Source organism: Citrobacter sp. wls829 (assembly GCF_005280825.1).
Taxonomy (GTDB): Bacteria; Pseudomonadota; Gammaproteobacteria; order Enterobacterales; family Enterobacteriaceae; genus Citrobacter; species Citrobacter gillenii.
In genome coordinates this window covers 22,010-43,246 of sequence record NZ_SZWP01000047.1, presented here as the reverse complement: position 1 = coordinate 43,246, position 21,237 = coordinate 22,010, and the positions used below count along the sequence as shown (strand labels likewise).

Genomic DNA, 21,237 nt, shown 5'->3' with positions numbered 1-21,237 from the left:
ATAATCATTACACCTTGCTGGCTATCCAGTTCATCATCATCTCCGGCCAGATGGCCAGCGGCAGTCCTTGCGTATCGCGAATGCCGAACCCGTGCTTGCCCCGTTCAAACAGATGCATTTCAACCGGTACGCCGAGCTTGCGCAGCGCAGTAAACAAGACCAGGCTGTTCTCGACTTTGACCGCTGGATCGTCAATCGCATGCAGCAGGAAGGCGGGCGGCGTGGTGTCATCCGCTCTTTCTTCCAGGGAGTAGTGGTGAATGTCTTGCTCTGCGGGCGCGGCGCCAACCAGCTCAAGACGTGAGCCCGGATGGGCGACACCTTCCCGCAGGCTAATCACCGGATAAACCAGCGCCATGAACGCAGGGCGAGTGGGCTGTTCATCAATGCTATCCATCGGCGCATACACCGATTCTGCAAAGCGGGTTCCCAGGCTGGCGGCGACGTGCCCCCCGGAGGAAAACCCCAGTACGCCGAGACGGAGCGGATCGATTTTCCACTGCTGTGCGTTGGCGCGAATGTAGCGGATGGCGCGCTGGGCATCGGCCAGCGGTGCGTTTGATGCTTCCTCGTGACCGTCTCCCGGCATGCGATAGGTCATCACAAACAGGGTATAGCCACGCGCGGTAAAGAACGGTGCCAGCGCGCTGCCTTCTTTATCCATCACAACGCGACGATAAGAACCGCCAGGGGTGACCAGGATCCCCACGCCGTTCGGTTTGGCGGGGGCGTAGACGGTAATTTCAGGGGCGCGAATGCCGGTTACCGCGCGGTCGTAGTCTGACGTTCCGGTGTGCCGGGGTTCAGGCGTAAATACCGCATCGCTATTTTTTGCTCCGGGGGCTTCGCCCTGCGGCCATATCGGGTAGGTGGTCGCGTGGGCAACGGCTTGCGCCATCATATTCTCTAATGTTTCATGGCTCAGTGCTTCCATTACGTTGCTCCCTCAGTGGCAAAGGGTAGCTATAACATAATTAATACATTGAAAACGGGGAACGATTCACAACGTCTTGAATTCGCGAGAAATAAAAAGGGGTATACGTTATTCCACCTCATGCCTGGACGCGTGGGCACCCTCCAGCTGTTCCTGTTTGCGAAATGCACTGGGTGACAGACCTACCGCACGATGAAAATCCCGGGAGAAATGCAGCGGATCGTTGTATCCCACCTGAACCGCAATTCGGCTGATACTTTCCTGAGTTTCCACCAGTAAGCGTCGTGCCTGGGACAGACGATAATTCTTCAGCCATTTGAGCGGGCTTTGATTAAACGTCGCCTGGAACAAGCGAAAAAGCTGCGACTTACTCACCTGACAATAATGCATAAACTTTTCGATATCCCACTCATCGTTGTAATGACTGTGGATTTGGTACAGCAGTTTGCCCAGCCCCCGATGGGTGATCACCTGTGACTGCGCGGCGTCGTGGCTCCGGTTTTCCAGCAGAGTAAAAATCAGCTGGCTGCACAGCATATCGCAGTAAGCGTCGGTCACAAGGGTGTAGCTGTTCATACGAGCAAAAATATGGTGATAAATCTCAACAACTTTTTCTGGATCCGCAAACTGGAATACTGGGCGCTGAGGGACATCCATTATCTGCATGATATTATTCAATTTCGATCCCTCTATTCGCAGCCAGAGGATCTCCCATGGGTCGCCTTTATCGGGGAAATGCTCGTGCGGCCAGCGTACTGGCAGCCAGGCCAGTTGCCCCTGACTCACTGGATATAACCGATCCTCAATACGAATAAAACCCGCACCGCGCAGGCAAAAGATCAACTCATGGCCGACGACCGACTGGCGATGAACGCGGAAATCTGCGGCAGTATCTATATGGCCGGCGCGTAAAATTCGATAGTTAATCAAGGGTGAAAACTCATCGGAGCCACGATACCAGTTGGCAATTATGCGGGTCCGTTGTTTTTGCGTGGGCATGGCTGGCCTTTGGCATTGTGTTTTTGATGCGTCCGTTGTACTCACCATGGTGGCACTTTTTCCCAGCCAGCATGCCTTTTACATGAACAATTTTTGAACTCACTCACATTTTCATTGACATGAAAATTTCATCCATGTTTCAGGGAATCCTGCCCATCACGCTTATCGTCAGCCCCGGCTAAAGTAACGTCATCTTCACTGTGTTATTACAATTTTTTTACTTACCACACAGGAGCTGTCCATGATTGATTTTAACGACCCGCGTCAGATCGCAAAGGCGATTCAGTACACCAACGTCAACCCGGATTTGACGCGTGAAGGGGTGATTCAACATCTGGAAACCTGCATGCAGTACCAGTTTGATGCCGCCATGATTGCACCTTGCTGGGTGGCTCTTGCAAAAGAGATACTGAAAGGAAGCGGCGTGCGCGTGGCGACGACCGTTAATTTCCCGATGGCTAACGATACGACGGCAATGAAAGTGGCGGTGGTGCGCGAACTGGCGAAGCAGGGCGCGGATGAGTTCGACTTCCCGCCGAATCCTGGCTATTTGCTGGGCGGCCAGGACGATCTCTATTTTGATGAGTTGAAGACCGTGACCCATGTGGCCCATGACCTCGGTATGAAAGTGAAAGCCATGCTGGAGTTTGGATTTATTACCGAAGAGGCATTGAAAATCAAAGCAACACGCTATGCTTTCGAAGCTGGTATTGACTGGGTGAAGCAGTCCAGCGGTTGGGGTAAGGGGGGGTGTGAAGCGACGGTAGAAGATGTCCAGCTTCTCAAAGCCCATATTCAGTTACCGTGTCGGGTAAAAGTATCCGGTAAGGTCAATACCCTGGAAAAAATGAAAACGATGTTCGAAGCCGGGGCGGAACTGGTCGGCACCAGTTCCGGACCTGAACTGGTAAAAGGTCTGACAGGGGATATTAACGCTTATTAACGTATGGCCATCGCAGCCTGGCTGCGATGGCGCATTGTTATGCCATTGTCAGGTGAAAAGGAGAATGACTGATGAGTATTTTTATCCTTGGTAGCTATGCCAAAGCGCTGGTCATGACGGCTGAACGTATTCCGCTGGCGGGCGAGACATTAATCGGCACCGACTTCCGCCAGACCTGGGGTGGAAAGGGGTCGGATATGGCCGTACAGGCGGCCCGACTCGGAGCCCACGTGGCCTATGCAGGTGTGGTCGGCGACGATACGTTTGGCCATGAATTCGTCGCGTTAATGCGTGAAGAAGGCGTCAATATTGAGGCGCTGACCTTAACGCCCGAGCTGCCCACCGGCGCTGGATTGATCATTAAAGATAATCAGGCCCGTAACGTGATCGTCGTGGATATGGGGGCCAATAAGCTTTTCACTCCGGCGCGGGTGGACGAAGCGCAAGTGCAAATGGCGCAGAGTAAAGTTGTGCTGGCACAACTGGAAATCCCGCTAGAAACCGCACTCTATGGCCTGACACTCGCCAAACAGCTTGGAAAGATTACCATTTTGAATCCGGCGCCCGCCTGTGACCTGCGCGGCGTGAATCTTCGCCATATCGATTACCTGACGCCGAATGAAACCGAAGCGCGCGTTGCGCTAGGACTGGCTCCGGACGATGGGCGCAGTAACCGTGAAATTGCCGATCTGTTGTTGGAAACCGGCTGCAGCCATGTGGTGATGACGCTGGGGGATGCCGGTAGCGCGGTGTTTACCCGTACCGACACCCTGGAAATCCCGTCCTGCAAGGTCGACGTGGTGGACAGTAACGGCGCGGGTGACAGCTTTAACGCCGGGCTGGCAGTTGCCTTAAGCGAAGGTCAACTTATTGATAAAGCCGCATATTTCGCCAATGCCACCGCCGCACTGTGCTGCTGTGACTGGGAAACGGTCCCTTCCTACAAAACACGCAAAGACGTTGAAGATTTTCTCGGTTGTTAATTATAAAAATTCCATTCGGAGAGATAACAATGAGACCTGAACGTATCCTACATCCTCAACTGGCAGCAGCGCTGTCTACCCTGGGCCACACCGATATTATTCTGGTGACCGATGCTGGTTTCCCGATCCCGGCGAACGCTAACCGTATCGATCTTGGTTTTTGGCCAGGTATCCCGGACGTGACGGATATTCTCCGCGTCCTGCGCCAGGAGGTTTTTGTCGAAGATATTCAGTTCGCTCGCGAAGTGCGCGACTGTAATCCGGATCTGTACCGTCAGGTACAGGATATTTATACTGGTTCCGGCGCGGACTTTAGCGAAGCCAGCCATGAAAGACTGTGCAGCGAGATTGCCCACCAAGCCAAAGTGATTATCCGTTCGGGATCGTTTAACCCGTGGGCCAATTTCGCGCTGGTGGCCAGTACCGACCCCTTCGCCTGGTTTTCCGAGGGTTCGAACGTGCAGCCGCTACCCGCCTACGTAACACGCCGTCAGCGGATTAAAGAAAATTACGTACCACAACTTAAATAATGTGGCGGCTGTTGCGTTTCGCAACAGCCTGGTCATTAGCGGATTATTGCAGGCACACGACAAGGCGATATGGGCAATGTTCTCTCCTCATTAAGCCCGTATGCTGGTAAGGATTGTGACGATGAAATATCCATTTTATTTGTACTTTAGCTGCTGCACGGCTATTTTTGGCGGGATCATGTTTGGCTTTGATATCGCGATTATTGCCGGTGCTATTCCTTTTATTCAGACTTACTTTAACTGGAATGAACTCCAGCTTGGCTGGGGCGTCAGTTCATTATTAGTTGGCTGTATTATCGGTTCGTTCAGCTCGGGGTATATCACTAATAAATTTGGCCGCAAACGTGTTTTAATTATTTCTGCCATTATCTTTGGTCTTTCCTGTGTGGGCACCGGCATCGCCACGAATGAAACCACATTTATACTGAACCGCTTGCTGGGTGGGATTAGCGTGGGAGCGATTTCGGTTTTGTCGCCGATGTATGTCGCGGAAATGGCCCCTGCCTCCATGCGTGGGCGGATGACTGCGATATATCAACTGTGCATCATGCTGGGTATTTTACTTTCCTATCTGACCAACTATTTTCTTAAGGATCTGGAAAATAACTGGCGGTTGATGTTTATTTCCGGCGTTGTCCCGGCGGTCGTATTCTTTGTCGGGCTGCTGTTTATCCCAGAGAGCCCACGCTGGCTTACCCTGAAAGGCCAAAAGCAAAAAGCGCTAAATATATTGCAACGTTTTTATTCTGCTGATGAAGCGCAAAGAATGACCGCTGATGTGGAGAAAAACCTCGCGGCCCATCATGCTACTCAGTCCAGCACGCTGTTTCATAAAGACGCGCGCAGCAGCATTATGCTAGGCCTGATTCTGGCTGTGCTGGTGCAGTTGATCGGCTGTAATGCCGCCCTCGATTATGCTCCGAAAATTATGATGGCTGCCGGGTTCTCAATAAGCTCCGCGCTCTATTTCAATATCTTTATGGGCATTATTAACCTGACAGCCACCGTGGTTGGCGTGGTGTTAATTGATCGAGTAGGGCGCCGCCCGCTTTATCTCTATGGCTCGTTGATTATGGGTGTGTCGCTGTTTTTCCTCGGCTTCTCGTTCCATCATGCCTTGCCAGCGGGGGTGACGCTGTTCTTTTTGTTCTCGTATATCGCCTGTTTTTCTGCCTGTATCGGCCCGGTTTTCTGGACGTTGGTTTCGGAGATGTTTCCTAACGCGATCCGCAGCAAAGCGGTGGCGCTGGTCTCCTTTACCCAGTGGATCTTTAATTTCCTGGTGGTCTGGCTGTTTCCTTTTACGCTCGCCACCTTTGGCGGTAACAACACATTCTATTTCTTTGCCGTGATGTGTCTGATCCAACTGATTATCACCAAACGGATGTTGCCGGAAACCAAAGGCAAATCGCTGGAAGAAATTGAACAATTCTGGTTGCAAAAACAGCGGAGTGCTGCACCACAGCGAGAGCGTTCGGTGGTGAAAGGCCGTGCGCTGCACTAAACAACAGCGGCGAGGTGATCCTCGCCGCCAACACATATCATCATCAACGGGGGCATCATGGATTCGTTAGAACGCTTATTAGAACAGGCGACTCGTCCGGCGTTACCGCAGAGAAAAGATTATAGAATCGGTATTATCGGGGCCGGCTTTATTGTTGAGCACTGCCATCTGGTGGCGTATCAGAAAGCCGGTTTTACGACCTACGGTATCACTTCGCTGGATACCACCCATAGCCAGCGCCTGTCCGACATGTTTGCCATCCCGAAAGTGTATGCATCCTGGAAGGAGATGGTGTGTGATCCGCAGATTGAGATTATTGATATCGCTGTACCGCCGCATATTCAGTTAGAGATCGTGCGCTTTATCTGCGCTAAAGATTCCCCGGCGAAAAACGTGAAAGCCATTCTTTGTCAGAAACCGCTGGCGATGTCGCTGGAGGCCGGGCGTGAAATCGTGCGGCTGAGTCAACAGAGTGGTATTCCCATCGCAGTGAACTCCAATATGCGCTATGACCCATCAATGCGGGCGCTGAAGTACATTCTCGATAATCAACTCATCGGCACGCCGGTGATTGCCAGTATTGATATGCGCGCTATACCCGACTGGCAGCACTTCCTGCAGCAATACAAAAAGCTCGAGCTGTATGCGATGGCGATTCACCATATCGATGCCTTCCGCTTTTTATTTGGTCATCCGATAAAAGTGACCGCTGTGTGCCGCACTGATCCGCGAACCACCTTTGAGCACACCGATGGTATTACGCAATACACCTTCCAGTATGCCAATGGCCTGATCGCGACCAGCCTGGATGATGTCTGGGCCTGGCCGGGGGAACCCTGTGCCAAAAACAACTACATCAACTGGCGTGTGGAAGGAACCGATGGGCTGGCAGAAGGTGATTTCGGCTGGCACCGCCGACCGCCGGAGTATTGCGGCAGCACGTTGAAACTTGCATTGCGCGACTACCCGGATCGCTGGGTGATGCCGCAATGGGAACGTCAGTGGTTCCCGGATGCGTTTATCGGCACCATGGCGAACCTGATGTGCGCTCTGGAGCACGGCGTCGAACCGGACATCAGCGCAAAAGATAACGTAGGCACGCTGGCCTGTATTGAAGCCTGTTACCTCTCAATACAGGAAGAACGAACGGTTTATCTCAATGAAATCCTTCAGGAGAATACAAAATGATTAACGTCGGCATTTTTACCGGTTATTACCCTTACACGCTGGAAGAGACCATTGCGAAGATTAAGCAGGCGGGCATGGGCTGCGTACAGCTCGACCTCGAATTCACTGATATTGATCTCAGCCGTGGACACATTACCAAACAGAAAGCGCACCAGGTGCGTGACGCGTTTCGTCAGGCGAATCTGCCCATTGTTGCCATTTCAGCTTATACCAATCTCGTGCATCCTGATCCGGTAAAACGCGCGGAGAACATCGCAGCGGTAAAAGAGATCCTGGCGCATGCAAGGGATTTTGGTACGCCGTATGTGATCAGCGAAACAGGGACTTATAACGTCGACAGCGACTGGCTATACGATCCCCAAAACAGCACCGAAGAGGCGTATCAGGAATTCAAAAGTATCGCCCGAGAGCTGGCGACCTTTGCCTGGGAGCATGGGGCGGTTTTCCTGGTGGAAAACTACGTCAACAACATCATCGGTTCGGTAAGCCAGGTTGCGCGGTTGATGCGTGATGTTGAACATCCAGGGCTTGGGCTGGCGTTGGATCCCACCAACTATTTCGACGACAAAAACATTGATGCTATTGATGAAACACTACACAGCATCTTCAACGTGCTCGACGGTAAAATTAAAATTGCCCACGCCAAGGACTGCAAAAAAACTGATGTGGTTATTGAGAAATTCGGCGACGGAGCTGCGGAGCATAACAGCTTCCGTGGGGCCGGTTCGGTGGAACTGCCGGCTGCCGGCCTCGGGTCACTCAACTATCTGCTGTATGTGGAACTACTCGCTAAAAACCATCCGAATATTCCGCTGATTATTGAACATGTGGATGAGTCGGATATTCCGCGCGCCAAAAATTTTGTCGATGACGTACTGATGGTGACCGGGACGTAATGCTTCATCTGCAACCGGTATTCCGCTGTACTGGCGGGGTACCGGCAATCGTTATTTTTTGCGGTTACACGTAATCAACGGAAAAGGATCTAACAAAGTTAATGAGTTTTTAACAAAAGCTGGTTATGTTGACGCATTATTGTTTTTACTCAGGAAGTGTTATGGGGAATAAGTATTCTGGCCTGCAAATTGGCATCCACTGGCTGGTTTTTTTATTGGTGATTGTGACCTACTGTGCCATGGAACTCCGCGGATTTTTCCCGCGCAGCTATCGCCCCGGGTTCAACATGGTACACGTGTCCTGCGGCATCACGATTTTAGCGCTGATGGTAACGCGCCTGCTGGTCAGACTTAAATATCCGACGCCGCCGATTGTGCCAAAACCGAAGCCAATGATGACCGGTATGGCGCATCTTGGGCATCTGGTTATTTATCTGTTGTTCATCGTCCTGCCGATAATTGGTCTGGTGATGATGTACAACCGAGGGAATCCGTGGATCGCCTTTGGCATCGTTATGCCACATGCGACAGAAGCCAACTTTGATATTGTGGATATGCTGAAGTCCTGGCATGTGACGCTGGCAAAACTGGGCTATTTTGTCATTGGTCTTCATGCCGCCGCCGCCCTGATGCATCACTATTTTTGGCGGGATAATACCCTGCTACGCATGATGCCGCGCAAGCGTTCGTAATGTCGATAATCAACGCCCCGCATTATGCGGGGCGTGTGTTTTGGGCCACTTATTTTTTGATGCTCTGCACCTGAGGGGACCGTTTTTTCAGACTGACGATCGCCAGCGCCACAACAATCAATACAATCCCGCTCCCTTCAACTACGCCGGGCTCTTCACCCAGCAGCCACCAGGAAAACAGGACCCCGCAAACGGGTACCGCCAATGTGCTTAAACTGGCAATACTGGCAGGTAAATTACGCAGGACAAACAGCCATAAACTCCATGCCAGCGCCGTTGCCAGTATGGCGCTATAGCCTAACGCCCAGAAGACCACCGGCTGCCAGTCAGGGCTGCGCTGAGGGACCAGGAAGGCCACCAGGCTCATTACCAGTGCGGCATACAGCATCTGCCATGAGGTTAGCGCGAGCAGATCGATATTCGGATGACGGGCATACATGCGCTTGGCGACAATGGCGCTCGCCCCCCAACTGATCCCCGACAGGATCGCCAGCAACGCACTTTTCATTGAGGTGAAGTCCATCTGCCACGGCTGTAAAACCAGCAGCAGTCCGGATGCCGCTACCGCAATCGCGGCATACTGTATACGCCGCATGCGTTCGCCCAAAAACATGGCCGCCATAATCACCACCCAGAATGGCATGGTATAGCTCAGGATCGCGACCTTACCAGCCCCGCCGCTGACCAGCGCCCATTGCGACAGCCCAACCATGCCGCAGGTCTGCAACAAAGCAATTGCCAGCGTAAAGCGGAAAGGCGTCGGGCGCATCCCTCGGCCTCGAAGCATCAGGACAATAAATAAGACCAGTGCGCCGAAAGTGCAGCGTAGGGCAGTGAAGTCGAACGAGCCGATGTACAGCGTGACCTGTTTCATGGCGATCCAGCTGTAGCTCCAGATGAGCGTCAAGGCGACCAGGCCGCCAATCGCCAGTGGGTTACTTTTCCCTGCAGTGCTCATGGTGTATCCGTTTTAATGATTTTATGGCGCCACTATACCCGGTTTATGACCGCGATACCGTTTATCGAAAAATCATTGTTTTTTATTACCTCCTTTCTAATCAATAGACTACTAATCATGCATGCACTTTTTTATAAACAATATTGATATGTTTAAAATTGTAAAAATATTGTTTTTTTTAACTGCGTCTTTCATCAATTTGTTTCCTATACTTTTTTTGCCGCTAATGAAAGGAGTTCCACCATGCTCAAGACCGTTCCATTTAAGCGGACAGTGTTGGTCAGTATGTTTACACATGCGGGATGGTGAGTATGAACAAGGTACTGCTCATTTTTTTGATGGGTTTTATTAGCGCTCTGGCTTTTCCCTCATTCGCGGCGGAGCCCCGACAGCAGCCATCGGAACAGGAACGTGCGCGGACGGTGTATATCTTTCACCAGCCGATTGTGATGCTGCAGGCAAAATTTGGCTTAACCACGCCAGAAGAGCGGGTGTTGCGCATCCATAATACGCTGCGTAATTTTACGCAGGCGGACCTGCGTGAACCGCTGAAAATTGTGCCAATAACCCGCTACAACCAGCCGGGAAGGCTGATCGTCATGAACGGCAAACCGCTGCTGCTGCTGGCGCAAGCCGATCTGGATGAAGGCGACGATCTGACCCTCGATCAGGCCGCTCAGCGGGTGCTGGTGCGCATGGAGACCCAGCGGACGGCGTTGCGCGATCAATTTGACGGCGGTTGGCTGGCGCTGTCTGCGGTGAAAACAGCCGCGGGATTGCTGGGGCTGATTCTTTTTTTCTATGGCGCGTACCGTTCATGGCGATGGGTTCGCCGTTATTACCGGCGTCGAATCATTGCCAACAGAAGCTGGCTCCCCCAGCGCTGGCGGCATTTTACTGGTGCAATCGAGGCACGTTTGTATGCCTTATTGATGATTCTGCTGGGCATAGTCGCGTTGTATGTCTGGCTCAGTTGGGTATTTAGCCTGTTTCCCTGGACGCGTGTCTGGGGGACATCTTTGGGTGATTGGTCGATACGGGTGCTGCGTGAAATCGCGCTGTCGATTGCGTCGGCATTACCGGGGCTGATGATTGTCCTGATTATTGTTCTTATCACCGCGTTTATTCTTAAGCTGCTTAAAGTTGTACTTAATCAGGTAGAAGCAGGGCGCTTACAACTTCCCGGTATTCACCCTGAAACCGTGGGGGCGACGCGTAAGCTGATTTCCGTGGTGGTGTGGTTGTTCGCCCTTTCAGCAGCCTATCCCTTCCTTCCTGGTGCCAATTCACTGGCGTTCAAAGGGATTAGCGTGTTCTTTGGTCTGATGCTGACACTCGGGTCGGCAGGGGTAATGAATCATGCCATGAGCGGGCTGGTGCTGATCTACTCCCGCGCCCTGCGTAAAGGTGACGTTATTCGCGTTGCGGATAACGAAGGGTTGGTGAGCGAGATAGGCATGCTCGCTACCAAAATCATTACCCGTGAAAATTACGTCGTCACGGTGCCGAACGCGGTGGTGGTCAGCGGCAAAATTACCAATCTCAGCGCACAAAACTCGGGGGGCGGTATCAATCTGACCGTCGGTGTCACCATCGGTTATGACCCCCCCTGGCGGCAGGTGCATGCCATGCTGGAACTGGCCGCCAAGCGGGCAAAAGGAATCGATCTATCCCAGCCGCCGCTTGTGCGCCAGTTGGCGTTAATGGACTGGTATGTCTCTTATGAATTGCAGGTCAGGTTACTACCGGGGCAGTCATTGGCTGAGGCGCGCAACGCGTTGTACAGCCATATTCAGGATGTGTTCAACGAATTTAACGTACAGATCATGTCGCCGAATTTTGTGTTGCAACCCGATGATGCGGTGAGGGTGCCGAAAGAAAACTGGTATGCCGCGCCTGCCATACCGCCGGAAGGAACCGCACCATGAAAAAAACCTCCCTTTTGCTGCTGATTTTCTGCGGACAAGCGCACGCCGTTGGCCTGATCGATCCTGAAGATGGGATGCTGGATATGAGCCGCTATTTGCAAGAAAACCGGTACGGCTTTTTACCCATCCCTGTGGTGATTACAGAACCTGCCGTGGGCTATGGCGGCGGCGTGTTTGGTTTATTTCTTCATGGAAAAGGCCAGCAGGTTGACGGGCAATTCATTCCCCCTGCCATGACCGCGCTGGGCGGCGGCGCGACGGATAACGGTACCTGGTTTGTGGGGGGCGGCCACCGGCATACCTGGACGGACGATCATATTCGTTACTTTATTGCGGCAGGTTACGCAAATATCGATCTGGATATCTATTCGGGTGACCTCGCGGGTTTCGGCAACAATCGCGCGATTGAAACTGAGACCAAAGGTTATGGCGGGATACAAAAGTTATTGTTTCGTGTCGGTGATTCTCCGGTGTTTTTAGGGGCCTCACAGTTTTGGGCGAAAATGGATATTTCTGCGCGAAATAACCCGGTTATCGACCGCGTCTGGAAACACGTCCTCGGTGACAGCAGCACGTCATCGGGCTTAGGGATTGTCGCAGAATACGATACCACCGATAACTTTTTCTGGCCGGGACACGGTGTGTCGCTCAGCGGTGAATATCAGTTTTACGGTCACTACCTTGGGGGCGATTACCGCTACGATTTACTGACGCTTGATGGCAAATTTTTCCTGCCGCTAAGTCGGGACTGGACGCTTTCTCTGGCAACTAATTATCAAATGCTGTCCCGACATGACCAACATCTCCCGCCGATGACGCGTCCTTATATCGCGCTGCGTGGGATCTCCCGTTATCGCTATCAAGGCAATGATGTCAGCACCGTGCAAACACAGCTTGCCTGGCAAATGACGTCGCGCTGGATTGTTCAGGGATTCGTAGGCGCGGGGAGTGCTACCGACAATGCAGGCGATCTTTACTCCAGCACCGAAGTTGGTTGGGGCGCGGGATTCCGCTATTTAATCGCCCGGGAATACGGTCTGCATACCGGCATTGATGTTGCCCTTAGTGACAACGAAGAGGCGGTTTACTTCAATGTGGGCGCTGGCCTGTAACCAATGAAGCGAGACATAAATGAGGATAATAATGAGATGGACTAATACGATGGTGCCGCTTCTGCTGGTTTCTGGTGTGGCGTGTGCCGCGGATACGGAAGAGCGCACCTTTCCCATCTGGGGAGAAGAGGCCAAAGCCCGTGGATACTCGATTCCGTTGCCGTTTGGCGTCAATCTCAGCTATATGAATATGCGCCAGAACATTGACGTCGACAGCATTGGTTTTTCAGGGCTGGCGTTGGGTAACCATGCGATCCCGACCGATATGTTTAATATTGATGCCGGGCATACCCGTGAGCAAAGTAAATCAGAAAACCTGCGTATCGATATGTGGGTGTTTCCGTTTCTCAATATCTACGGGTTAGTGGGACATACGCGCGGTTCATCGGTATCGAACGTTTCCGTCGATGCCGATCCGACACGCTATTCCGGTATTGACAGGGTGATTGCCTCGTCGGTGCATCAGCTTTATCAGAGTGGTGAATTGCAGGATATCGATTTTACTCTCGACTTCAAAGGCACGACCTGGGGAACCGGGATCACGCTGGCGGGCGGATATGAAAATTGGTTTGCGCTAGTGGACACCAACTACACCCGTACTGATTTCGACATTCTGGATGGCAAAATTTCGGCGCTAACGGTGTCACCTCGGGTGGGATACCGTTTTCGTTTCCAGGGGCCCGTCGGAGAGTCTCACCTTAGCGTCTGGCTGGGGAGTATGTACCAGAATGTTCAGCAGGAGTTCCGGGGCAGCCTTTCCGACTTGCATATGCCCGCTGCACTGCAACCGCTCATTGACACCGTGAACCAGAATAATGAAGGGCGGTTTGATGTTAAACAGAAGCTAACATCACCCTGGAATATGCTGATTGGTACCCAGTTTGAAATGACGCCGCAATTTAATGTCCTCACAGAATTCGGTTTCAATGAGCGTAACAGTTTCTTCGTGGCGGGAGAGTACCGTTTCTGATGAGACCCCATCGCATCATGCTGACATTGTCACTGACGCTGACCGCTTGGCCTTCGGCGGCAGTAGCGCTGGATCAAAAATCAGTAGATAAACTGCTTTCCGGACTGGGGGCCGATAACCACTATGATCCGCAGAAGGGCGTTAACTGGAGCGTGTTGCCGGGCCCGTTTTATACCCCTGAGCTCAGGCTAGGTCTGGGGATGGCCGTGGCGGGAATTTATCGGGTCGATCCCAATGATAAAACCACCCAGAACTCGTCGCTGTCTTTTACCGGCTATGTCAGTAGCAGCGGCGCATTAGGGATTGGGTTAAGCAGTTACACCTTTTTTACTGACGATCGTTGGCGACTGTTTATTGACGGTTCGGTGAACAGAGTGCCGACTGGTTTCTGGGGCATTGGCTACGATGCGGCGCAGGGCAATGAGCAGGAGTACACCAATAACGCCATCCGCGTGCATCCGATTATTATGCGGGAGGTCGTTAAAAATCTTTATCTTGGCGCCGGTTGGGACTTTTCAACGTTGCACGCGACTATTGATGATCCCCGCGCGGATGACACCTTTACACGCTATGACGCGCAGTCCTCCTCACTTGCATCGGGTGCCAGCATCAGCCTGAATTACGATTCTCGCGATGCGATCACTCGCCCGCAACGAGGACAGTTCTTTAAAGTGGAATACACCTGGTTCGATCCATCGGTAGGGTCTGACACCCATTTCAACGCAACCGAGTGGCAATACGATTACTACCACTTACTGAATGAAAAAACGGTATTGGCCTTTGATCTCTGGGGCCGTTTTACGCGAGGGGATGTTCCCTGGGATCGGTTGTCGATGGCTGGCGACGATCGGCGGATGCGTGGCTATTATCAGGGCCGCTACCGGGACAACGACGTTGTCAGTGGGCAGGTAGAGTACCGACGAAAGCTGAACTGGCGACACGGATTTGTATTGTGGCTGGGTGCCGGGACGCTGGGAAAAAACATCAGCGCGCTGGACGATCATCCGTTGTTACCCACGGCAGGCGTGGGATATCGGTTTGAAGTGAAGCCCGCGATGAACGTGCGTCTGGATCTGGGGTTTGGTAAAGAAAGTGCCGGTTTTTATTTTCAGGTTGCGGAGGCTTTCTGAATGCGTAAAGGGTTAATGTTTTTGTGGTTGGTGGCGGGTTTGGCCTGTGCAGAAGGGGACCTGTTTCCGATAAAGTACGCGCGCAAGGTTTACCCGGTCGTCAGTCAGCTTTCACCGCCGGAGTCGTTACGTCCTTGCTGTGCGTTTGGCTATGATCTTCACGTCCGAGCGGTTGGGGTCCCGATTCCGGTTTACCAGATTGGCAACGTCCTGACCCTGGATACGCTGGGTAGCCATCATTATAACGATAGTGCGTTGGGTGCCGTGAAGAATATTGTCGGGCTCAGCGCAGAAAAAAGCGGTCTTATTTATACCCATCGCGGTGGGTTTATTGATATCGCCCATGTTCGCGATACGGCGGATAATACGTTCTATATTTTCTCGCGTATTCTTCCCAAACTGGGTCAGCGCTGGCGTTATTTCTACAGTGAAGAGTTGGGCGTTCGCCGAGTGCAGCTCCTAGCATTTACGCCGCCGTCTTCACTGTCCCAGCGCTATACCCTGGCGGCCTGGCTGGCAGGCCATCTGGCGTTTCAGTTGGCACAGTGGCACGAAATTGCACAATGGTACGGTTTTCAGTCTGTTCCCGGATTTTCCGAAGAGATATCTGCATTTTCACCGGAAGATTTATATTCAAATCTTTTGGGGGCACGGCTTGCCATCAACGTGATTTTGCAAGGAAAAGCAGAAACTATCGATGCTTATAACGCCGCGATGGACGGTGAACTGCGCCATGCGCTATTGCAGCTCGGGGTGGTCACCGGAACCGAAACCGAAAGAAAGTTTCGTGAGTTGGACGGTGACTGGTGGAATAGCAAACGCAGGGTGCCTGATAAATTTCTGGTGCTGAAGCGTAACTATAATCTCGACCACAATCGCTTACCGACCCCGGTCTCTTACGAAAAAACGGCACCTTATATGCTCACAATGCCCGCCGTGGTGTTGGGGTATCAGTTGTCTCGACTGGGGGAATTGCAAATATATCCGGGAACGTCGATGGAATCACTTCCTTTACCAAAAGTATTTTATGGTCCGGCTCAATTCCAGCCGTTGGCAAACCAGGCAGAAGAGGCGGATAAAACACAACGTGAACGGTTTCAGAAATAGTTAAATTCAGCGCAGCGGTGGTGTGGTTGGCTGAAAAAACGTCAACATTTGGGCCTCCCGAAATAATTTACAAAACCGATATTTTTAACCGCAACCCATACTTACACGTGAGGTGGTTAAGCAATAAACAGCGCCCGTCTTCCCATCACTTGATTGCATGCTTCACTACAACTACTGTATATAAAAACAGTATGTGAGGGATGCGTCATGATGTTGTACAGACCTTCAGAACCGCGCGAGGCGATCGCGCTACCCCTTTTCAGTGATGTTGTCGCGTGCGGGTTCCCCAGCCCGGCACAGGACTACGTGGAGCAGCGTATTGATCTGAATGCCTTGTTGATCAAGCACCCCAGCGCGACCTACTTTGTGAAAGCGGCAGGCGATTCGATGGTTGATGCCGGGATCAATGAGGGCGATCTGTTGATTGTTGACAGCGCCAGAACCGCCGCTCACGGGGATATTGTGATTGCCGCGGTGGACGGTGAGTTTACAGTAAAATGTCTCCAGCTCAGACCTACCGTGCAGCTTAATCCGATGAACCGCGCCTGGTCACCGATTCGGATCAGCAGTGAAGATACGCTCGATATCTTTGGTGTTGTGACTTTTATCGTCAAATCGACGGGGTGAGTATGTTTGCGCTCTGTGATGTAAATGCATTCTATGCCAGCTGTGAGACCGTGTTTCGCCCGGATTTGAAAGGCCGCCCGGTGGTGGTGCTATCGAATAACGACGGCTGCGTCATTGCCCGCAGCGCCGAAGCCAAAGGGCTGGTAACAATGGGCGCACCTTATTTCAAACAGAAAGAAATTTTCCGCCGGCACGGGATTGTTACCTTCAGCAGCAACTATGAATTGTACGCCGATATGAGCCAGCGGGTGATGACCACCCTGGAAGAGATCGCGCCACGGGTGGAGATCTACTCAATTGATGAGGCGTTTTGCGATCTCTCTGGGGTTATGAATTGCTGCAATTTGGCGGCGTTTGGACGTGAAATTCGACGCACGCTGCACAAGCGCACACATCTGCTCGTCGGCGTAGGTATTGCGCCCACCAAAACCCTCGCGAAGCTGGCGAACCATGCGGCCAAAAAGTGGCAACAGCAGACGGGCGGCGTAGTGGACCTCTCGAACAGGGAACGCCAGCGTAAGCTGATGGCGGCGCTTCCGGTCGATGATGTTTGGGGCGTTGGTCGCCGTACCAGCAAGAAACTCGACGCGATGGGTATCAAGAGTGCGCTGGATCTGGCGGATACCCACACTGACGTTATCCGCAAGCATTTCAGCGTGGTACTGGAGCGTACCGTACGTGAACTACGCGGTGAACCCTGCCTGGGTTTTGAAGAGTTTGCAGCGGTGAAGCAGGAAATCATCTGCTCAAGATCGTTTGGTGAGAGGCTCACGGATTACAACGCCATGCGGGAGGCGATTTGCGCCTATGCCGCGCGTGCAGCAGAAAAATTGCGCGGGGAACACCAGTATTGTCAGTTTATCTCTGCGTTTATTAAAACCAGTCCATTTGCCCCGAATGAACCTTATTATGCTAATAGCGCGTCGACCAAATTGCTGATCCCCACCCAGGATAGTCGGGATATTATCAATGCGGCAACACGCTGCCTGGACGTTATCTGGCGAGACGGACTGCGCTATCAAAAAGCGGGCGTGATGCTGGGGGATTTTTTCAGTTCAGGCGTGGCACAGTTGAATCTGTTTGATGACAATGGCCCTCGACGCAACAGCGCGGAGTTGATGACCGTGGTGGATCGGCTCAATAAAGAAGGGCGCGGAACGCTCTGGTTTGCCGGGCAGGGAATAGAACAGCAGTGGAAAATGAAACGAGGAATGCTATCCCCACGATATACCACGCGTTTTGCGGATTTGCTGCGGGTGAGTTGATTGTATAAAACAGGGAGATGTTATTTATTTTCTGGAGACGCCTCGCATTTATTTAATTACCCGATACTGGTGGTCAATGGCGCCTCTCCTCATGACCCCATAAATTTCACCGTTTACACGGGGCTATTAAATGAAATACCATACCCCCCTATAGTATCCGGAGGGCGTATGCCGCATTCACCTGAAGATAAAAAACGCATTCTCACTCGTGTACGACGTATTCGTGGGCAGGTTGATGCGCTCGAGCGCGCGCTGGAGTCAGGCGAACCCTGTCTGGCGATCCTGCAACAAATTGCCGCCGTACGCGGCGCATCCAACGGCCTGATGGGCGAAATGGTTGAGATCCACCTGAAGGATGAACTGGTCAGTGGGGAGACCACCCCGGACCAGCGTGCCGTGCGTATGGCTGAAATCGGCCATCTTCTGCGCGCTTATCTAAAATAACACCATCACCTCGCAATAATGGGAAGAGACAAATGAAATCACGTGCTGCAGTTGCATTTGGCCCCGGCCAACCGTTAAAAATTGTCGAAATCGACGTCGCGCCGCCAAAAAAAGGGGAAGTGCTGGTTAAAATCACCCACACCGGTGTGTGCCATACAGACGCATTTACGCTCTCGGGCGACGATCCGGAAGGTGTATTCCCGGCAGTACTGGGCCATGAAGGCGGCGGCATTGTGGTTGAAGTGGGCGAAGGCGTCACCAGCCTGCAACCGGGTGACCATGTGATTCCGCTGTACACCGCCGAATGTGGCGAGTGTAAGTTCTGTAAATCGGGCAAAACCAACCTCTGTCAGGCCGTGCGCGCGACCCAGGGTAAAGGTCTGATGCCAGACGGCACAACGCGTTTTTCTTACAACGGCGAGCCGATTTATCACTACATGGGCACCAGCACCTTCAGTGAATATACCGTGTGCGCAGAGATCTCGCTGGCGAAGGTCAATCCACAGGCACCGCTGGACAAAGTCTGTCTGCTGGGCTGTGGCGTTACCACCGGGATAGGCGCCGTCCATAACACGGCAAAAGTAAAAGAAGGCGACACCGTGGCGGTGTTTGGTCTGGGCGGTATCGGTCTGGCGGTGATCCAGGGCGCGGTACAGGCGAAAGCCGGGCGCATTTTAGCGGTCGATACCAACCCGGAGAAATTCAAGCTGGCCGGTGAAATGGGTGCGACCGATTTCATCAATCCGAACGATTACGATAAGCCGGTGCAGGACGTGATTGTTGAGCTTACCGACGGCGGCGTGGACTTCAGCTTTGAATGCATCGGTAATGTGAACGTGATGCGTGCTGCGCTGGAGTGCTGCCACAAAGGGTGGGGCGAGAGCATCATCATTGGCGTGGCGGGCGCTGGGCAGGAGATCAAAACACGTCCGTTCCAGCTGGTGACCGGACGCGTCTGGCGCGGCTCCGCATTTGGTGGTGTAAAAGGGCGTACGCAGCTGCCGGGCATGGTCGAAGACGCAATGAGCGGGAAAATTCAGTTAGATCCGTTTATTACGCATCGCCTGCCGCTGGAGCAGATCAACGAGGCGTTCGATTTAATGCATCAGGGTAAGTCTATTCGTACTGTTATCCACTTTGGCGATAACTGATCCATCCGCCAGCGGAACTCTCCGCTGGCACTTTCCTGAATTTTTTAGAATGATGTTGTGAAAGTGTGACGAAACCGGCGCTTTTCGCGGTAAGCAATCCTGGCGGATTGCCGATGACTATCTATCGGGCGTGTTTTCACGCATAAACCCTACAAGAGAGTCGACGGTCATGGACAACACAACATCGATGCAGGCCCAGCATAAACTGGGCTTCCTGCATCAAATCCGACTGGTTCCGCTGTTTTCCTCCATTCTCGGTGGCATCCTTCTGCTGTTCGCCTTAAGTTCCGGGCTGGCGAGCTATTTTCTTATGCAGGCCGACCGCGATCAGCGCGATGTGACTGATGAAATTCAGGTCAGGATGGGGTTATCGAACAGCTCTAACCACTTGCGCACCTCGCGTATCAATATGATCCATGCTGGTGCGGCGAGTCGTATTGCCGAAATGGACGATATGAAGGCCAATATTGCGGAGGCGGAAAAGCGGATTAAGCAGTCGCAGGAGGGCTTTAATGCCTATCTGTCTCGGGCGGTGAAAACGCCGGCAGATGAAGCGCTGGACGCTGAACTGAGCGCCAGTTTCAAAGCCTATATCGACGGTTTGCAGCCGATGCTCAAGTACGCCAAAAACGGCATGTTTGAAGCGATCATTAACCATGAAAATGAACAGGCCAGACCGCTGGATACCGCCTACAACAAAGCGCTGCTGAAGGCCATTGAGATCCGCACCGCAAGGGCAAACCAGCTCAGTGAGCAGGCCCATCATCGGACACAAATTGGCATGGTCTTTATGCTGGGCGCATTCGGTCTGGCACTGGCATTGACGCTGATGACGTTTATGGTGCTGCGTCGTACCGTGATCCATCCGCTGCTGCGTGCCGCCCAACGCATTGAGCAAATCTCAGCGGGCGATCTGACCATGCAGGATGAGCCCACCGGGCGCAGCGAGATTGGTCGTTTGAGCCGTCATTTGCAGGCCATGCAGCATTCGCTGGTAAAAACCGTGGGAACCGTGCGTCAGGGGGCAGAAGAAATCTATCGCGGGACCAGTGAAATCTCTATGGGGAATACGGACCTGTCATCGCGTACGGAAGAGCAGGCTGCGGCGATTGAACAGACGGCGGCCAGTATGGAAGAGCTGACGGCTACGGTGAAACAGAACGCCGATAATGCACATCATGCCAGTAAACTGGCGGAAGATGCTTCTGGCAAAGCCAGTCGGGGTGGTCAGATGGTTTCTGGCGTGGTGCATACCATGGGCAACATTTCGACCAGCTCGAAGAAAATCTCTGAAATTACCGCCGTCATCAACAGCATTGCTTTCCAGACCAACATCCTGGCGCTGAATGCGGCGGTGGAAGCGGCGCGAGCAGGCGAGCAAGGGCGCGGCTTTGCGGTGGTGGCCAGCGAAGTGCGTACACTGGCAAGCCGTAGTGCCCAGGCAGCAAAAGAGATTGAAGGATTAATCAGCGAATCCGTACGGCTGATTGATCAAGGCTCCGGGGAAGTGGTGGCTGCAGGCAATACCATGACGGATATCGTCGATGCGGTAAAACGCGTGACCGATATTATGCTGGAGATTGCTGCCGCCTCCGATGAGCAAAGTCGGGGCATCGTGCAGGTGAGCCAGGCGATTTCAGAGATGGACAAAGTCACGCAGCAAAACGCTTCGCTGGTCGAAGAAGCGTCTGCTGCTGCGGCCTCGCTGGAGGAGCAGGCTGCACGTTTAACCCAGGCGGTTGGCACCTTTCGCTTGCAGGGCGGCAGCGTGAAAAAACGCGCGCCCCTTGCTGCCACACCGGTTTATTCGTCGCCGCAAACGTCGCCATCCCACGGTGAGAATTGGGAAACGTTTTAACGATAAAGGGACCCGCGG

Annotated in this window: 20 protein-coding genes; 17 read left to right on the top strand and 3 right to left on the bottom strand. The window is 52.8% G+C overall.

Annotation, left to right across the window (positions count from 1 at the left end):
- Positions 1 to 7: 7 nt before the first annotated feature.
- Both FDW88_RS06960 and FDW88_RS06955 read right to left on the bottom strand, forming a co-directional pair.
- Complete coding sequence (locus FDW88_RS06960; protein ID WP_137362277.1) at positions 8 to 934, bottom strand: alpha/beta hydrolase; 927 nt, start codon at positions 932 to 934, stop codon at positions 8 to 10.
- Positions 935 to 1,042: 108 nt separating this feature from the next.
- Positions 1,043 to 1,933, bottom strand: coding sequence for an AraC family transcriptional regulator (locus tag FDW88_RS06955; protein WP_161959026.1), 891 nt, complete (start codon positions 1,931 to 1,933; stop codon positions 1,043 to 1,045).
- A gap of 241 nt (positions 1,934 to 2,174) precedes the next feature.
- Here FDW88_RS06955 and deoC point away from each other — a divergent pair, with 241 nt between their 5' ends.
- From deoC to cybB, 7 genes are all read left to right on the top strand, one after another.
- Entirely contained in the window at positions 2,175 to 2,876 is a 702-nt protein-coding gene (deoC, locus tag FDW88_RS06950) for a deoxyribose-phosphate aldolase (protein WP_115258376.1), read from the top strand.
- A gap of 71 nt (positions 2,877 to 2,947) precedes the next feature.
- On the top strand, positions 2,948 to 3,859 hold the full coding sequence (locus FDW88_RS06945) for a ribokinase (protein WP_170974155.1): 912 nt from the start codon (positions 2,948 to 2,950) through the stop codon (positions 3,857 to 3,859).
- 29 nt (positions 3,860 to 3,888) lie between these two features.
- Positions 3,889 to 4,389: a D-ribose pyranase gene (gene rbsD / locus FDW88_RS06940; RefSeq protein ID WP_115258378.1), complete on the top strand. Its 501-nt coding sequence runs from the start codon at positions 3,889 to 3,891 to the stop codon at positions 4,387 to 4,389.
- A gap of 121 nt (positions 4,390 to 4,510) precedes the next feature.
- Positions 4,511 to 5,893: a sugar porter family MFS transporter gene (locus tag FDW88_RS06935; RefSeq protein ID WP_161959024.1), complete on the top strand. Its 1,383-nt coding sequence runs from the start codon at positions 4,511 to 4,513 to the stop codon at positions 5,891 to 5,893.
- 57 nt (positions 5,894 to 5,950) lie between these two features.
- Positions 5,951 to 7,081 (top strand): Gfo/Idh/MocA family protein, encoded by a 1,131-nt coding sequence (locus FDW88_RS06930; protein ID WP_137362275.1) that lies wholly within the window; start codon positions 5,951 to 5,953, stop codon positions 7,079 to 7,081.
- Positions 7,078 to 7,977, top strand: a complete 900-nt coding sequence (locus tag FDW88_RS06925) for a sugar phosphate isomerase/epimerase (RefSeq protein WP_115258382.1) — start codon at positions 7,078 to 7,080, stop codon at positions 7,975 to 7,977. Before FDW88_RS06930 ends, FDW88_RS06925 begins: the two co-directional genes overlap by 4 nt.
- 161 nt (positions 7,978 to 8,138) lie before the next feature.
- On the top strand, positions 8,139 to 8,669 hold the full coding sequence (gene cybB / locus FDW88_RS06920) for a cytochrome b561 (RefSeq protein WP_115258383.1): 531 nt from the start codon (positions 8,139 to 8,141) through the stop codon (positions 8,667 to 8,669).
- 49 nt (positions 8,670 to 8,718) lie between these two features.
- On the opposite strand, the gene FDW88_RS06915 is transcribed toward cybB, so the two are convergent.
- Complete coding sequence (locus tag FDW88_RS06915; protein ID WP_137362274.1) at positions 8,719 to 9,627, bottom strand: DMT family transporter; 909 nt, start codon at positions 9,625 to 9,627, stop codon at positions 8,719 to 8,721.
- Between the two features lie 311 nt (positions 9,628 to 9,938).
- Here FDW88_RS06915 and FDW88_RS06910 point away from each other — a divergent pair, with 311 nt between their 5' ends.
- The 10 genes from FDW88_RS06910 (at position 9,939) to FDW88_RS06865 (ending at position 21,219) form a co-directional block, all read left to right on the top strand.
- Positions 9,939 to 11,555, top strand: a complete 1,617-nt coding sequence (locus tag FDW88_RS06910; RefSeq protein WP_137362273.1) for a mechanosensitive ion channel family protein — start codon at positions 9,939 to 9,941, stop codon at positions 11,553 to 11,555.
- Complete coding sequence (locus FDW88_RS06905) at positions 11,552 to 12,667, top strand: BamA/TamA family outer membrane protein (protein WP_164496614.1); 1,116 nt, start codon at positions 11,552 to 11,554, stop codon at positions 12,665 to 12,667. The genes FDW88_RS06910 and FDW88_RS06905 overlap by 4 nt, the downstream gene beginning before the upstream one ends.
- A 31-nt stretch (positions 12,668 to 12,698) precedes the next feature.
- Entirely contained in the window at positions 12,699 to 13,637 is a 939-nt protein-coding gene (locus tag FDW88_RS06900) for a porin family protein (protein ID WP_161959023.1), read from the top strand.
- The gene (locus tag FDW88_RS06895; RefSeq protein ID WP_137362272.1) at positions 13,637 to 14,767 is read left to right on the top strand and encodes a BamA/TamA family outer membrane protein; all 1,131 of its coding nucleotides are present in this window, start codon (positions 13,637 to 13,639) and stop codon (positions 14,765 to 14,767) included. The genes FDW88_RS06900 and FDW88_RS06895 overlap by 1 nt, the downstream gene beginning before the upstream one ends.
- On the top strand, positions 14,768 to 15,874 hold the full coding sequence (locus FDW88_RS06890) for a DUF4056 domain-containing protein (RefSeq protein ID WP_137362271.1): 1,107 nt from the start codon (positions 14,768 to 14,770) through the stop codon (positions 15,872 to 15,874). It begins immediately after the preceding gene.
- A 207-nt stretch (positions 15,875 to 16,081) separates the two neighbouring features.
- Positions 16,082 to 16,501, top strand: a complete 420-nt coding sequence (locus tag FDW88_RS06885) for a translesion error-prone DNA polymerase V autoproteolytic subunit (RefSeq protein ID WP_117342847.1) — start codon at positions 16,082 to 16,084, stop codon at positions 16,499 to 16,501.
- Positions 16,502 to 16,503: 2 nt separating this feature from the next.
- On the top strand, positions 16,504 to 17,766 hold the full coding sequence (locus tag FDW88_RS06880; protein ID WP_137362270.1) for a Y-family DNA polymerase: 1,263 nt from the start codon (positions 16,504 to 16,506) through the stop codon (positions 17,764 to 17,766).
- Positions 17,767 to 17,934: 168 nt separating this feature from the next.
- Positions 17,935 to 18,210, top strand: coding sequence for a metal/formaldehyde-sensitive transcriptional repressor (locus FDW88_RS06875; RefSeq protein ID WP_003833178.1), 276 nt, complete (start codon positions 17,935 to 17,937; stop codon positions 18,208 to 18,210).
- 32 nt (positions 18,211 to 18,242) lie between these two features.
- Entirely contained in the window at positions 18,243 to 19,361 is a 1,119-nt protein-coding gene (locus tag FDW88_RS06870) for an S-(hydroxymethyl)glutathione dehydrogenase/class III alcohol dehydrogenase (RefSeq protein ID WP_096756948.1), read from the top strand.
- Between the two features lie 169 nt (positions 19,362 to 19,530).
- Positions 19,531 to 21,219: a methyl-accepting chemotaxis protein gene (locus tag FDW88_RS06865; RefSeq protein WP_115258431.1), complete on the top strand. Its 1,689-nt coding sequence runs from the start codon at positions 19,531 to 19,533 to the stop codon at positions 21,217 to 21,219.
- Positions 21,220 to 21,237 lie beyond the last annotated feature (18 nt).